The sequence below is a fragment of the Bacteroides xylanisolvens XB1A genome, from assembly GCF_000210075.1.
GTDB classification, from domain to species: Bacteria; Bacteroidota; Bacteroidia; order Bacteroidales; family Bacteroidaceae; genus Bacteroides; species Bacteroides xylanisolvens.
On the sequence record NC_021017.1, the window covers coordinates 4,161,880 to 4,177,287 of the forward strand.

14 protein-coding genes are annotated in these 15,408 nt (G+C 41.6%); 6 read left to right on the top strand and 8 right to left on the bottom strand.

The window, feature by feature from the left end:
• Nucleotides 1-113 precede the first annotated feature (113 nt).
• Together BXY_RS15800 and BXY_RS15805 are read right to left on the bottom strand one after the other, a co-directional pair.
• Nucleotides 114-1,355: a DUF4861 domain-containing protein gene (locus BXY_RS15800; protein ID WP_004301684.1), complete on the bottom strand. Its 1,242-nt coding sequence runs from the start codon at nucleotides 1,353-1,355 to the stop codon at nucleotides 114-116.
• A gap of 165 nt (nucleotides 1,356-1,520) precedes the next feature.
• Nucleotides 1,521-3,140 (bottom strand): glycoside hydrolase family 28 protein, encoded by a 1,620-nt coding sequence (locus tag BXY_RS15805; RefSeq protein ID WP_004301686.1) that lies wholly within the window; start codon nucleotides 3,138-3,140, stop codon nucleotides 1,521-1,523.
• Between the two features lie 351 nt (nucleotides 3,141-3,491).
• Between BXY_RS15805 and BXY_RS15810 the strand changes: the two genes are divergently transcribed.
• The 3 genes from BXY_RS15810 (at nucleotide 3,492) to BXY_RS15820 (ending at nucleotide 6,159) form a co-directional block, all read left to right on the top strand.
• The gene (locus BXY_RS15810) at nucleotides 3,492-4,349 is read left to right on the top strand and encodes an enoyl-ACP reductase FabI (RefSeq protein WP_004301687.1); all 858 of its coding nucleotides are present in this window, start codon (nucleotides 3,492-3,494) and stop codon (nucleotides 4,347-4,349) included.
• A 6-nt stretch (nucleotides 4,350-4,355) separates the two neighbouring features.
• Nucleotides 4,356-5,363, top strand: a complete 1,008-nt coding sequence (locus BXY_RS15815; RefSeq protein WP_208946827.1) for a gliding motility protein GldB-related protein — start codon at nucleotides 4,356-4,358, stop codon at nucleotides 5,361-5,363.
• Between the two features lie 91 nt (nucleotides 5,364-5,454).
• A complete protein-coding gene (locus tag BXY_RS15820; protein WP_008645497.1) occupies nucleotides 5,455-6,159 on the top strand; it encodes an SAM-dependent methyltransferase in 705 nt (234 codons plus the stop codon).
• On the opposite strand, the gene BXY_RS15825 is transcribed toward BXY_RS15820, so the two are convergent.
• From BXY_RS15825 to BXY_RS15835, 3 genes are all read right to left on the bottom strand, one after another.
• Nucleotides 6,125-7,243, bottom strand: coding sequence for a hypothetical protein (locus tag BXY_RS15825; protein ID WP_008645495.1), 1,119 nt, complete (start codon nucleotides 7,241-7,243; stop codon nucleotides 6,125-6,127). The genes BXY_RS15820 and BXY_RS15825 overlap by 35 nt on opposite strands.
• A gap of 63 nt (nucleotides 7,244-7,306) precedes the next feature.
• Nucleotides 7,307-8,155, bottom strand: coding sequence for a lipoyl synthase (lipA, locus tag BXY_RS15830; RefSeq protein WP_008645494.1), 849 nt, complete (start codon nucleotides 8,153-8,155; stop codon nucleotides 7,307-7,309).
• Nucleotides 8,155-10,365, bottom strand: a complete 2,211-nt coding sequence (locus tag BXY_RS15835; RefSeq protein WP_008645487.1) for a S9 family peptidase — start codon at nucleotides 10,363-10,365, stop codon at nucleotides 8,155-8,157. The genes lipA and BXY_RS15835 overlap by 1 nt, the downstream gene beginning before the upstream one ends.
• Nucleotides 10,366-10,519: 154 nt before the next feature.
• Here BXY_RS15835 and BXY_RS15840 point away from each other — a divergent pair, with 154 nt between their 5' ends.
• From BXY_RS15840 to BXY_RS15850, 3 genes are all read left to right on the top strand, one after another.
• Nucleotides 10,520-10,822 (top strand): hypothetical protein, encoded by a 303-nt coding sequence (locus tag BXY_RS15840; RefSeq protein ID WP_004301693.1) that lies wholly within the window; start codon nucleotides 10,520-10,522, stop codon nucleotides 10,820-10,822.
• Between the two features lie 139 nt (nucleotides 10,823-10,961).
• Nucleotides 10,962-11,330, top strand: coding sequence for a BlaI/MecI/CopY family transcriptional regulator (locus BXY_RS15845; RefSeq protein WP_004301694.1), 369 nt, complete (start codon nucleotides 10,962-10,964; stop codon nucleotides 11,328-11,330).
• Between the two features lie 23 nt (nucleotides 11,331-11,353).
• Entirely contained in the window at nucleotides 11,354-12,985 is a 1,632-nt protein-coding gene (locus BXY_RS15850) for a M56 family metallopeptidase (RefSeq protein WP_008645485.1), read from the top strand.
• A gap of 49 nt (nucleotides 12,986-13,034) precedes the next feature.
• On the opposite strand, the gene miaA is transcribed toward BXY_RS15850, so the two are convergent.
• The 3 genes from miaA to lpxA all read right to left on the bottom strand — a co-directional run bounded on the left by miaA (nucleotide 13,035) and on the right by lpxA (nucleotide 15,398).
• Complete coding sequence (gene miaA / locus BXY_RS15855) at nucleotides 13,035-13,931, bottom strand: tRNA (adenosine(37)-N6)-dimethylallyltransferase MiaA (RefSeq protein ID WP_008645483.1); 897 nt, start codon at nucleotides 13,929-13,931, stop codon at nucleotides 13,035-13,037.
• Nucleotides 13,932-14,054: 123 nt separating this feature from the next.
• Complete coding sequence (locus BXY_RS15860) at nucleotides 14,055-14,609, bottom strand: IS1096 element passenger TnpR family protein (RefSeq protein ID WP_008645481.1); 555 nt, start codon at nucleotides 14,607-14,609, stop codon at nucleotides 14,055-14,057.
• Between the two features lie 21 nt (nucleotides 14,610-14,630).
• Nucleotides 14,631-15,398, bottom strand: a complete 768-nt coding sequence (gene lpxA / locus BXY_RS15865; protein WP_004320906.1) for an acyl-ACP--UDP-N-acetylglucosamine O-acyltransferase — start codon at nucleotides 15,396-15,398, stop codon at nucleotides 14,631-14,633.
• Between the last annotated feature and the right edge of the window lie 10 nt (nucleotides 15,399-15,408).

Genomic DNA, 15,408 nt, shown 5'->3' on the forward strand with positions numbered 1-15,408 from the left:
TCTGATGGCAAAGGTAAATAAAAAGACTCTGCACAAGGAGGAATATTTGTGCAGAGTCATAGAAAAATTGGTAGATACCTCGTAATTTTTGTTTAGTTGTATTTGTTTCTACCCTATTTATTGGGGCGGTTATCTTTTATTCTCACTGTCACCGGATGAGCCAGCTCTTCTTTCCATTCGCGGAGATGAGCAAACCATGCTTCCGGCGTTTTATATCCGAATGTCTCTTTCATCGAGGTGAAAGTCGTGTGATACTGGAAATATTTATTTCCCGGGGCGGTAATTGTATAAAGGAAGTTGGCTTTATCCTTTTCTTCCGATTTTACATAACGTTGGGGAATACAAGTGCCCAGCCCTACAGTTTCTTTAGCATATTTTACGGTATCGTTTACCGGCCAGTCCGTTCCCCAACTTCCTACGAGTCCTTTATGATCGGAGAAAGATTTGGAAGTACCTACGATGTCTTGCACACCTGTGCAGAAAATTTCTTTATCGAGCGGTTCGTCAAAGAATGCTTCGATATGAAGATCGCGATGTCCGGCATAAAGCGTGTAGCGTGTCATCATATTCAGTTCCTGGTCCTGATATTTCCATCCGGTTACTTCTATTTCTGCAATTACACGTACCGGTCCATAAGAGACGATACGTTCTGTACGAGTGTCCACTGGAGTAATATGGGTTGCCTTTTGTCCGTCCCAACCTTTCAATGCACCCGGTCCGCAACTGTCGAACACGCGAAGTACGTCATCTCCGAATCCTTTAGCTAACTGCTCATCCGTCGGATAGAACTGCGATTCTTTGATTTCCAGTCCTTTGTTGAACTTGCCGTAAATATCCGGTGTCTGTTTTTCATTGAAATAAAGACGGTATCCTACCAGTTCCGATTCCAAAACCGGACCGTGAGGACGTACCATGCTGTATATATTGCTAGTGCCGGGAACGGTGATAGCCTGTACCCGTTGATGTTTACCTTTCTTGTTGTCTACAATAAACATATCGGCATAAACTCGTTCAGGATAAGTCTTTGTACTCTTTTCCGAAGAAAGTGTAACCTGAAATGTTTTTCTACCATGGGCAGGAAGATCGGCAACAAAGACCAGTTCGTCCATCTTGCGGTCCCGGTTCAAATCGTCCAACTGCGAAGGAATTTCCTTCCTTCCTTCCATGACAACGGCTGATTTTACTTTGAAACCAGCGTGCAACTCATGTAGATTGATAACAACCGGAGCATCCGCTTTGGGCTGATTCCAGTTGTTTTGTACTTCAACTGTGATGGTTTTCTCCTGTTTCTGCGTTTGGGCAGACAGGCTGAAAGCTCCTAAAAAGAAAGTAATAATAAAAAGATTCTTCTTCATGTTTCTAAGGCTGAAATTATACGTCGTATTTCTCCTTGCAAAAATAGCAGAAAAAATAGCAGACTGTGTCTCTTTTGAGGAGATTATAGTCTGCTATTTGAGCTTTTTACTCTATATAATGATATTGTGGTTTCTATTTTGCATCACAGAATGGCAATGAGTTTTTTATTTGAGACTTAAAATCTCCTCTTTTGCACCTAATTCCTCATATACCTTTCCGTCTATAGTCAGATTCTTGGCATTCTTAACGTTTAATATATTGTTACCTTTAGAAGATTCTACATAAATATTTTCCAAAGTAACTCCGTCTACCTGACTGATAACAACTCCATCCGCAGCTTCCGTCATCACAACGTTTTTAACGGTAATATTGCTGATGGGCATTTCCGGCAGTCCGTTGAAGAACATGGCACGTCCCGAACCTCTGCAAACAATATTGGAAATATGAATATTGCGGAAAGCTGGTGTTTCTTCTGTCACCGGAGGAATGGCAGTTTTCATACGGCTCAACAGATCTTCTTCCGATTCTTCACCGGCACCTTTTCCACCGTAGAACAAGTCGAACAATAAGGGTTCATTCGGAATATTAATCATATTGATATTGTTAATGTAGATGTTTTCTACCACACCGCCACGTCCGCGGGTACTCTTGAAACGTAAACCTACATCTGTACCCATAAATGTGCAGTCCTCTACATAGATATTCTTCACACCGCCGGACATTTCACTACCTACCACGAATCCGCCATGTCCGTGCAATACTGTATTGTTTTTCACGATAACGTTCTGGCAAGGTTCTCCACGACGGCGTCCATCTTCGTCTTTACCGGATTTGATACAGATGGCATCATCTCCCGCATCAAACACACTATTGATAATTAGAGCGTTTTTACAAGATTCCAAGTCGATAGCATCACCGTTTTGAGAATACCAGGGGTTGATGACCATGATATTATTTACTGTGAAATCTTCGCAAGACAATGGGTGCAGACACCAGCTTGGTGAGTTTTTGAAAGTAACTCCTTCCAACAGCACCTTCTTGCTTTTGACGATGCTTAACAACACCGGACGTAACCATGGACGGATTTCAGCCCATTCTTCATCTGTGTTGATACCTTCGGGGACATTGAAGTCTTTGCAAGCCATTGCACCTCTCAGTGAGCCGGCAGTGGGATACCATATCTCTTGTTTCTCGTCGAGAACACCTCCCGAGTTTACCAGCTTTTTCCATTGTGAAGCAGTCAGCTTTCCTTTTTTTACCGGACGCCAGCAGTCACCGTTTCCGTCAAATGTACCATGTCCGGTGATGGCTATATTTTCTGCATTGCGTACTGAAATCGGTGATTGGCAACGACGAGTCTCGAGTCCTTCGAAAGAAGTGGCAATGATAGGATATGCTTCAAAATCACCGGTAAAAAGTACCAGCGCATTTTGTTCCGTATATAGATTTACATTGCTCAACAGCTCGATCGGACCAGTCAACCAGACACCTTCCGGGATAATCACTTTACCCCCTCCGCGTTGATTCACGTCTTTAATAGCATCGTTGATAGCTTTGGTATTCAGGAACAGACCGTCTCCTTTGGCTCCGAATTTCTCAATGTTTACTTCGTAAGCAGGGAAAACCGGTTGCTGTACTTTCGGCATTTCAAAAGGTAAATTCTGGTAAAGAGCGTCACTGATGGAGCTTTCTTTTACGGTAGTCTCGCTTTGTTTACATCCTGATGAGATAAACGGTAAACAGCATAGGGCCATCCAGAAGAGTCTTTTTGTCAATGTGTTCATTTAGTAACTTATTTCTATAGGGTTATACATCTATTGTTTTTCTTGGTAATTGGGTGATGATTAATGAGGGCGATTTCATAATTCTTATGTCCTTCCGCAGGCGATCTGTCGCAGGCAGCCTGCAGGAGAGGAATAAGACAAATTCATGTTAACCTAATTCTAACCTTAAATAAATATTATGAAAAAACCTCTTAATTATCGATTGCAAAGATAGGTGGCAAACCCCAAGAGGATGTGGACTAATTGATAGAATACGTGTATTTTTTGTCATTTCTGTCTATTATTTGCACACTTCTCGTGTTTTTATGCAGAAAGTTCCTATCTTTGCACAAAATTTAACTATTAAAAGATATGAGTTATAACTTGTTGAAAGGAAAAAGAGGTATTATCTTCGGTGCTTTGAACGATCAGTCTATTGCCTGGAAAGTAGCAGAGCGTGCCGTAGAAGAAGGTGCAACTATTACATTATCAAATACTCCGATGGCTATCCGTATGGGAGAAGTCGACGCTTTGGCCCAGAAATTAAATTGCCAGGTTATTCCGGCAGATGCCACCAGTGTAGAAGATTTGCAAAATGTATTCAAGACCTCCATGGATATACTGGGTGGACAAATTGATTTTGTACTCCACTCTATCGGTATGTCTCCCAACGTGCGCAAAAAACGTACTTACGATGACCTTGACTATGGAATGTTGGATAAGACATTGGATATTTCAGCTGTTTCATTCCATAAAATGATTCAGTCGGCCAAGAAATTGAACGCTATTGCTGATTACGGTTCTATCGTTGCTTTGAGCTACGTGGCCGCGCAGCGTACTTTCTACGGCTACAATGATATGGCAGATGCAAAGGCATTGCTGGAATCTATTGCACGTAGCTTTGGTTACATCTACGGACGCGAACATAGCGTACGTGTGAATACTATCTCGCAGTCTCCTACATTTACTACTGCCGGTTCGGGCGTGAAGGGTATGGATAAACTGTTTGATTTCTCCAACCGTATGTCTCCTCTCGGAAATGCTACGGCTGACGAATGTGCCGATTATTGCATCGTGATGTTCTCCGATCTTACCCGTAAGGTAACTATGCAGAACTTATTCCATGACGGTGGATTCTCCAGTGTAGGTATGAGTCTTCGTGCCATGGCTACTTACGAGAAAGGACTCGATGAGTATATGGACGAAAATGGTAACATCATTTACGGATAAAAAAATATGAAACTACGGATCTCTCTTCTTATTATTTTAATGAGTATGCTTTTCGCCTCCTGCGGGATAAGCACAGGAAAGGGTACGGAGCAGAAGGAAGAAGAGATTTCTGTTCTGAGATATGATAAGCTGTTGAGCGAATATGTTCGCTCCAACAGTTTTTCTGCTCTGCAGAAGTTGACGATGGACTACCGTATGCCGACGAAAATCCTGATTGAGGATGTATTGTCTATCGGTACAGTGAAAGATGATACCATCTCGCAACGTCTGCAAAAATTCTATTCGGATACGACTTTGGTTCGTTTGCTTAGCGATGTAGAAGCAAAATATCCTAATCTGGATGAAGTGGAAAAAGGACTTAGCAAAGGATTTCGGAAACTGAAAAAGGAAGTGCCTGATACGAAAGTGCCGTTTATCTATTCGCAAGTATCCGCTTTCAACGAATCTATTATTTTAGTGGATTCTTTATTGGGAATCAGTCTTGATAAATATATGGGGGAAGATTATCCTCTTTATAAGCGTTTCTATTACGATTATCAATGTCGCTCGATGCGTCCGGAACGGATTGTGCCGGATTGTTTTGCTTTTTATCTTTTGAGCCGTTACGGAATGAACTATCATGAGGGTACTTGTTTGATTGACTTGATGATGCACTCCGGAAAAATCAACTACGTCGTGCAGAACTTATTAGGATATAGTGATATCGGCGAAGCGATGGGATATTCCAAGGAGGAAAACGACTGGTGTAAGGAGAATGAAAAGGAGATATGGAATTATATCTGTACCAACGATCATCTGCATGCACGAGACCCGATGGTGATCCGCTATTATATGAAGCCTGCTCCTGCTGTCGATATGTTGGGTGCTCAAGCTCCGGCATTGATCGGAACATGGATGGGTGCAAGAATCATCGCCTCTTATATGAAAAAGCATAAGGACATGAAACTGAAAGATCTCCTGGAATTTACTGATTATCATGTGATGTTAAGTGAATCCAACTATCTGGCTTCCTAAACTGTTGCATTTTTCAATTTTTAATTAGCTTCGCTCAAAACCTTATTTGATTTTTAATATTAAAGTATAGTCTTAATTCTCAATTTTAAAAGTGGAAACTGCCCTCTATTTGTTGCCTGTGACGTTAGGTGATACGTCTATTGAAAAGGTATTGCCTTCTTATAATAAGGAGATCATTTCTGGTATCCGGTATTTTATAGTCGAAGATGTTCGTTCTGCCCGGCGTTTCCTGAAAAAGGTGGACCGGGAGATTGATATTGATGCATTGACATTTTACCCGTTGAACAAGCATACTTCTCCTGATGATATTTCCGGTTATCTGCAACCTTTGGTGGGTGGAGCTTCAATGGGGGTTATCTCCGAAGCAGGTTGTCCGGCAGTAGCTGACCCGGGAGCGGATGTGGTTGCTATCGCACAACGTAAAAAGCTGAAAGTGGTTCCTTTGGTCGGACCTTCTTCCATTATCCTTTCCGTGATGGCTTCCGGCTTTAACGGGCAGAGTTTTGCGTTTCACGGTTATCTGCCGATTGAACCGGGAGAACGTGCCAAGAAACTAAAAGCACTGGAGCAGCGTGTGTATGCTGAAAATCAAACGCAACTTTTCATTGAGACGCCTTACCGAAATCATAAGATGGTAGAAGATATTTTGTTGAATTGCCGTCCTCAAACAAAGCTCTGTATCGCTGCCAATATTACTTGTGAAGGAGAATATATACAGACGCGTACAGTGAAGGACTGGAAAGGACACGTGCCCGATTTATCTAAGATTCCCTGTATTTTTCTCTTATATAAATAACGCCTTTCAGGTGTTCATATTCATCTTCGAAGCAACTGCTGAAGAAGCCTTTTCCTAAGTTCTCCTCTATCTGTTTGAAACTCCACAGCTTACTGTTTTTAAAGCGGGGAGTACAAAGGATGGAATCGTCTTTGATATCGACAATGAATAGATAGATAAGACGGTTGGTCACTTCATTCTCGAAGTGATAAACGATATTGAATTCAGGTTTGATACCTTTTTCATGAGGAAAAGCATTGTTGATTAAGCGAGTGGCGCCTACTTCCAGAGATTCTCCGTAGCGAAGATAACATTCCATGGGAATATCTACTTTCCCTCTATCCAGAATGGCTGTTGATGGCCTGTCGCAAAGGAATAACATTCCGTGAGTGGATATGGCAATTCTTATCACCGGATTGATGTATGCATTTTTGTAATTAACAGCTTCTATTGCAGGTGTTTTCCCGATCACGTCTCCTTTGGTATTCACAATAGGAACATATTCCGTGTGTGACATTAAATGATTGAAGAAACGGATGGCGATCTGATTGAACAGGATACTCATCAGAAAGACAGTAGGAGGTAACACTTTATAGAGTACAAACAGACTTGTCTTACTTAGTGGGTTTTGGAAAATGACGGTGATGCTGATTATAATAAAATGCAGTATTCCGAAAATCAAGGCAATGCGGGCAGAGACAACGGCTGCCTCTGCTCCCTGCGCATATAAACGTTTGTTGCAAGAACCTATCTGTTTTAAGAAGTGGTTGATAAACCTTTTCTTATGCATATAAAGACTTAGCATCGGAATGAGAATACTGACTTCCAGCGTAAGTGGAAGCGCACCGGGGGGAACATAATCACCAGGAATGAGAGCTGCTACGGATAATAGTGCTAACACTCCGGTCGCTATATAGAGGATAAAATTAGGAATTAACAATCCTTTACGTCGATAAGAAAGGTATATACCTATAATACCTATGCCTGTACCGATGTAAATAGCCGTGTCTTGCGTTATAAGTTCACACAATAAAATGGAAATAATAACGGGGATAAAACCCAGCGACATGTTAAATGCGGAAGAAAGTATTCCTTTATGAGCCATCTCTATATTTATGTTTATTTGTCGGTTCTATCTATAAAACAAATAGGGTATGTGTTTTGTTTACTAACGAATATGTTTCTCTGCATGGTAGGAGGAACGAACAAGGGGAGCGCTTTCTACGATGTTGAATCCTTTCTCTAAACCTACAGTTTTATATTCTGCAAATTGCTGCGGAGTGATATATGCCGCAACGGGATAATGCCGGTGAGTCGGTTGAAGGTATTGGCCTATGGTAAGAATCTGGCAACCGGTTGCTAACAGATCATCCATCAATGTTTCAACTTCCTCCGGGGTCTCACCCAGTCCGACCATAATGCCGCTTTTAGATTTAACTCCCTTTCTGGAAATGTGTCTGATAACTTGCAAACTTGTATCATAATTTGCCGCGCTGCGCACTAGCGGACTAATGCGGCGTACGGTTTCCATATTGTGTGAAATAATGTCGGGGCGGGCTTCGATTACCAAATCTAACAACTCCATCCTGCCTTGAAAATCAGGGATGAGCACTTCGATTGTTGTTTGTGGATTCAGCCGTTTTATTTCTTGAATGGTACGTGCCCAATGTGCTGCTCCCAAATCCGGCAGATCATCCCGGTCTACGGATGTGATGACAGCATGATCCAGTTTCATCAGTGCGATGGATTCTGCTACATGGGTAGGTTCGTTTATGTCTAGCGGGTGCGGGCGGCCGGTTTGTGTGTTGCAGAATTTGCAACTGCGCGTACAGATGTCACCACCGATCATAAAGGTGGCAGTTCCTTTTCCCCAGCATTCCCCCATATTAGGGCAACGCCCACTGCTGCATATAGTATGCAAGCAGTGGGAGTCGACAATCCGTTTGGTTTCGGTGTATCGTTCGTTGGCACCGATATTAATTTTCAGCCATTCGGGCTTACGTACTCTGTCCGTCATTATAAGTTATTCAAGAAAAAGTTGGTCAACCGTGTGTATAGGTGTTGGCGGGTATTGCCACCGTATATTCCATGATTGCGGTTCGTGTACACTTGCATATCAAATTGTTTTCCAAGTTGAACCAATTGTTCGGCATATTCTGCACAGTTTTGGAAGTGCACATTGTCATCTGCCATGCCATGCACCAACAACAAGTTTCCATGCAGTTTGTCAGCACGGGTGAAGGCTGATGATTCCTTATATCCTTCCGCGTTCTCTTTCGGAGTACGCATGAAGCGTTCGGTGTAAATCGTATCATAGAAACGCCAGTCGGTGGGTGCAGCTACTGCTACTCCTGCTTTGAATACGGGAGTTCCTTCGCTCATGCTCATAAGAGTCATGTATCCGCCGTAGCTCCAGCCCCAGATACCGATGCGATCTTTATCCACGTATGGCTGTTTGCCGAGATACAAGGCAGTCTCTACCTGATCTTTGGCTTCTTTGACTCCGATTTTCAGATAAGTGCATTTCTCGAAAGCTTCTCCACGACCTCCTGTGCCGCGACCGTCCACGCATACCACGATATAACCAAGGCTTGCCATGTATGTCTCCCAACTGATTCCCCAGGTATCCAATACCTGTTGAGAGCCCGGACCGCTATATTGATACATCAGTACCGGATATTTTTTAGATGCGGAAAAATTAACCGGTTTCATCATCCAGCCGTTCAACTTCACGCCATCTGTGGTTTGGAAAGTGAAGAATTCTTTTTGTGGCACAGCATATCCGGACAATGTTTGTTTCAAACCGTCATTGGTAATAAGCGTTTTGAGTGTTTTGCCCGAATTATCATTCAGTGTAACCAGCATCGGAGTATTCAAGTTGGAGAACTTGTTCATGTAATACTTCATTGATTTGCTGAAGAGCGGTGTATTGGTTCCTACCTGTTGGGATAGTTTGAGCTTCTTGCCTTTCTTGTCTATTTTATAGACAGCTTTGCGCAGAGGGCTTTCTTCATTGCTGGTGTAATAGAAAGAACCGTCTTCTTCATCATATCCCAGAAAATCTTTCACCTCAAACTTACCGTTAGTAACTTTTTTAATCAGATTACCTCCCATGCTATACCAATAGAGGTGACTGTAACCGTCACGTTCGCTAAGCAGGCTGAAATATTCCGGATAGAACTGGATATTATCGAAAATATTCTCCTTTATGTAATAAGGAGACTCATCACGAAGTATAAGTTTGCAAAGTGTGGAACGAGGATCGGCAAAGTAAAGATCAAAACGGTCTTGATGGCGGTTCAATGTCATGATAGCCAGTTTATTGGCATCCTTTGTGAAACGGATACGCGGAATGTATCCGTCTGCATCCAATGGGAGTTTCATTGTACGGGTGACATGTGATTTGATGTCATACGTGCGTACCTCTACTTTCGAATTCGGATATCCGGCTTTCGGATACTTGTATGTATATTCGCCCGGATAATCTTTTAAAGCATCAATGCGGGGTGCTTGTCCGGCAAATACCGGGAAAGAGTAGGAGGGAACTTCCGACTCGTCGAAACGGATAAAAGCAATCAGCGTATTGTCGGCGCTGAATTCCAAAGCACGGTCGAAGCCGAACTCTTCTTCATACACCCAGTCAGGAATACCGTTGATTACCGAATTCTGTTTGCCATCTTCTGTGACCTGGCTTTCGCTGTTGCCGTAAAGCAACTTAACAAGAAATATGTTATTGTTGCGTACAAATGCAATCATGGTACCGTCCGGAGAAAAGACGGGGACCTGTTGAGGTCCACCGTCAGACAGCCGTTCAATAATGTTGTTTGTCGTAACGCCCTTATCATTTCGTTTCAAAGGGTAAATGTAATGTACAGCTGTGTATGAATGCCTGTAAATAGGTGTTGTTTTAGTAGCAATCAGCAATTTCTGACCGTCGGGCGAGAATTGGTAACTGTCGAAGTTCTTGAAGTCACATTCGCGTGTGGTATTTACATCGAAAATCACTTCTACTTTCTCGCCTGTCTTGAAAGAGTATTTAATGATTTGCGTGCCGTCAGCGTTCATCTGTGTGTAGTGTTCGCCATCAGGCATAGGGATTACTCCCTGAATATTTTCCGGGCGGAAACGTCCGGAGGTAATATCTTTTAAATCGAGTGCCTTTTGTCCTTGTGCCATTCCGGTCAGACAGAGAAGGCAGAGTAATAAAGTGATGCTGATCTTTTTCATCTGCGTTTATAATCGGTTTTGGTTTTAATTCGTACTTGCAAAAGTAACAATAAACTTAGATTCAACAAAGCCTGACCGATTTTTATATAGATTTGATAAGGATTATTGGGTGAGATTCAATATCTTTGTGAAAAGGACTTTAAACATTACCACTATGAATTCAAAAAGAAAAGACTTGCAATATGCTTCTGTCTTCTTATTGGCCGTGGCATTGACGTTCCTGATGGGGAAGGGTGATAATCTGTGGTTGGTGTCATGGGGTGACTTGATACCGAGTTTGTTTGTACTATTCATAGCAGGTGATTGTTTACATAGTTCCCTGCTTCGTATCAAACGTGGCGAAGAGGAGGGAGGAGCCCGGTGGAGTACTTGTTTCACTTTTCTGGTATTTAGCATTATTTTTATGGGCGACTTATTCTTTATCGGCAACTTTATTGTCAATAAACTGTGGAGCTAAAAGAGATGTAATAAATCTGTTTCACAGGTGTTTAATAGTAGATTCTTCGTCTTAACTATAGTTTTTAGTTTACTTTAACTAGATAAATTAGTTTATGAACTAAAACTTTTCGTTATTTGCAGCAAACAAAGTTGCAGATATGAAAGGATTAACAGCAAAAGAAGAAGAAATCATGGGCTTTTTCTGGGAAAAAGGTCCCTTGTTCGTGAAGGAAATGTTGGCTTTCTATGAAGATCCCAAGCCACATTTCAATACACTATCTACGATTGTGCGTGGGTTGGAAGAAAAAGGTTTTCTAGCTCATTATACTTTCGGAAATACCTATCAATATTATCCCGTAGTCAGTGAAGAAGATTTTCGTAAAGGAACGCTGCGGAATGTGATTAGTAAGTATTTTAATAATTCTTACCTGAATGCCGTTTCTTCTTTGGTTAAGGAGGAAGATATTTCCTTGGATGAATTGAAACAGCTCATCGAGGAAGTGGAACAGGCTGACAAAAAACACTAATCTATTAAACGAAAATCTATGCTATGGGAGTTTTCTTCATTTATATATTAAAATCATCTGTTTGTCTTGTTCTGTTTTACCTGTTTTTCCGGTTATTACTTAGCAAGGAAACCTTTCATCGTTTCAATCGTATGGCTTTATTGGGAGTGTTGTTCTTTTCATTACTCATTCCTTGTATCGAAGTAACTACCCGGCATCAGGTTGAAGTGCAGCAGGCTGTGCTTTCCATTGAACAATTGCTATTGATGGCAGAGTTGGAGGCTACTCCTGCCAATGTCGGTGCAGTGCAGGAGACGCCGGCCATATCTTGGGTACAGATTGTTCTGTTGGTCTATCTGGCGGGTATTCTGTTTCTTGCCTGTCGCAATATCTATTCTTTGATTTGTCTCTTCCGGTTGATACATTCCGGCAAACATGAGAAGTTGGAGAAAGGAGTTACACTTGTGGTGCACAATCAGGAGATAGCTCCGTTCAGTTGGATGAAGTATATTGTCATCAGCCGGAAAGACCTGGAGGAAAACGGGAGGGAAATCCTTATTCATGAAATGGCTCATATCCACCATCGTCATTCAGTAGATTTATTGGTGGCGGATATTTGCATCTTTTTCCAATGGTTCAATCCTGGTGCATGGTTGTTGAAACAGGAGTTGCAGAACGTTCACGAATATGAAGCGGACGAGACCGTCATTAATGAGGGTGTAAACGCGAAAGAATATCAACTATTATTAATAAAAAAAGCCGTTGGCACAAGGCTCTACTCTATGGCCAACAGCTTTAATCACAGTAAACTTAAAAAACGTATCACTATGATGTTAAAAGAAAAATCGAATCCGTGGGCACGGTTGAAGTACCTGTATGTACTTCCGTTGGCAGCTATTGCAGTAACTGCTTTTGCCCGTCCTGAAATCTCTGAAAAAGTGGAAGAGATTTCTGCAGTCAAAGTTAATGATTTGGCGGAAATTGTGGAAAAAAAGAGTGAAGAAAATGTTGTTAAGGAGCCTATTGATACTACCAAGAATAAGGTAGTAGTGGTAGGTTATCGTACAGAAAAAAAAGATTCTGTCTTAACATCCGGGAAAAAGAAGGTGGCTATTTCGGTACAAGGAATTTCCGGTGAAGGAAAACCTTTGGTTATTATTAATGGGAAAGAGTCTGAACGTGAAGTAGTAAATGCTTTGAATCCTGAACGTATTGAAAGTGTGTCTGTCATAGGTCCTGAAAAAGCTATTAAGATTTATGGAGAAAAGGCTAAGGATGGAGTGATGGATATAAAACTATATTCGGAAAAAAAGTTTGCGCCGAGAAAGATTGAAATCGAAGGCATTAATAAAACAAGGTTGGATGCATTAAATAGTGGGGCAAAGAGTTGGGGAGCTACGTTTCGTTCTGCTGATGGAGGTAAACCTTTGGTTATAATTGATGGCAAAGAGGCTACAGGTGATGATCCTTTAGCGAATATTTCTCCTGATCGTATTAGGAGTATATCTGTATTGAAAGATAAGACTGCATTGGCTGCTTATGGTGATAAGGGAAAGAATGGAGTGATTGAAGTAAATCTATTAGTGAAAGAAGAATATCAAGCCCGTCAAATTTCTATTCGTGCTATTAATGATACAGTGACTTCAACAATAAAAGTAACTACATCTGAAGAATAGCAGTAGATTTTAGATGTCTTCTGTTTCTAAATATTGTCAAAATATAATGTTATAAAGATTGACGGAGGTACGCTAGTATCTCCGTTTCTTGTTCCGGGTGGAACCATTTTATTTCTTCATCTCTTTTGAACCAGGTCATCTGTTTACGCGAATAAATGCGGGAGTTTTGCTTGATTTTGTCTATAGCAAAGGAGAGTTCCCATTCTCCGTCCAGATATTTGAACAGTTCTTTATAGCCTACTGTATTGAGTGAATTGAGGTGACGATAGGGAAGTACGGAACGTACTTCTTCCAATAATCCTTCCTCCATCATCTGGTCTACCCGACGGTTGATACGGTCATAAAGTTCTTCCCGATCACGAGTCAGGCCGATTTTCAGAATACGGAAAGGACGCTGTTTTTTTTGTTGGGTGCGAAAAGAAGTATAAGTGCGTCCGGTCATATAGCAAATCTCCAACGCATGAATTACCCGCTTGGGATTCTTCAGATCTACAATCCGGTAATATTCCGGGTCTAACAAGCGAAGTTCTGCGCAGAGTTGTTCAAGGCCTTCCTCTTCATACTTTTGTAGCATGAGTTGACGGGTTTCCGCATCAACGGTAGGAATATCGTCAATTCCCTTACAGATAGCGTCTACATACATCATTGAGCCACCAGTGAGAATCACGACTTCGTGTTGCGTGAATAATTTCTCCAGAATTTCCAGTGCTTCTGTTTCGTATTGGGCAGCGCTGTAATAGTCTGTGAGGTGGAGCGTGCCGACCAGTTGATGGGGGACACGTTTGAGTTGGTCGGGAGTAGGAGCTGCCGTGCCTATTTTTAATTCGGCATAAAGCTGTCTCGAATCGGCAGATACAATGCTTGTCTGAAATGTTTCTGCCAAGCGCAGGCTCAACTCCGTTTTCCCCACACCTGTAGGACCTATAAGAACAATGAGAGTAGGCATAGATTTTTAAGTATTAAGTATAGAAGTATTAAGTATTAAAGCGTACGGGACTAAAAAAAAATATTAGGTATTAACTGCCTGACACTACATAGCAATTAATACCTAATACTTGATGCTTAATACTTAGAATTTTTCTTCTTCGTATGGGCTGCTAGTGTCACCACCTATGTCAAATCCTTCCTGATCGAAGTCTTCCATGTCGAAGTCCTGGTCTCCATAGAAGTTTTCATCCAGATCAAGAGAACCTCCGGTAGCGGTCATTTCTTCAAAGTCTACCGTTTGTTTGGGAGCATCTCCTGATTTCTTGGTACATTTGGCACCATTCATATCTTTTCCGGTGATAATTTCGGATAGTTCGATGAAGAAACAACGTTCTGTTATGTAATCGAATACATATAGCAGTTTCTGTTTTTCGTCTTCTACCAGTTCACTGATAGCAGTGTCTTTCATTACCCAGCTATCTATTTCCGGATTGTCGTCCATTTCTTCTAAGGTTACTTCTTTTCCTTTTTCCCAGTCGTCATCGCAGATAAAGAAAGAAGTCATCTGGTCGTTTGCGTACCCTACTGATTTCAGTATTGCTTCATGGAAGTCATAAAAAGTTGCTTCCGGATCAATTTGTATTTCTCTGACAAAATCGTCAACTTCATCAGATATGATAGTAAATCTGTATATCATAATATGACTATTTTGAACTGTTTATTTAATAATACCACGTTCTGAATTACGGATAAAATTGACTATATAGTCAATTTCCGGACTCTTTTCGAATTCATCTTCTATTTTTTTCAATGCTTCTGTCGTGTTCAAACCACTTTGGTAGATGATACGATATGCATTGTGAATACTTTCGATCACTTCATTGGAGAAGCCACGACGGCGCAAGCCGATGATGTTGATTCCGCTGAAAGCGATCGGTTCGCGTCCTGCAATGATGTAAGGAGGAATATCTTTACTGAAACGGCATCCGCCCTGAATCATTACATGACTGCCTACATGACAAAATTGATGCATCAATACATTGGCGCTGACAATCGCGTTATCATCAATGACGATTTCGCCTGCCATCTTGGTAGAGTTACCGATGATACATCCGTTACCAACCAATGCGTCGTGTGCTACGTGTACACCTTCCATCAATAAATTGTTATTTCCCACAATCGTGCGCCCTTTAGCTGCCGTACCACGGTTGATTGTTACATTTTCACGAATCAGATTATTATCTCCGATTTCGGCTGTCGATTCTTCACCGCGAAACTTGAGGTCCTGCGGAATGGCTCCGATAACGGCACCCGGAAAAATCGTGTTTCCGTTACCAATACGTGAACCGTATAAAATATTGGCGTTAGCCATAATTTTATTGTTGTCGCCGATAACTACGTTCTTATCTATAAATACAAAAGGCGCAATTTCTACATTTTCTCCGATCTTAGCTTCGGGATGGATATACGCTAAAGGACTTATCATGCTTTTAAAT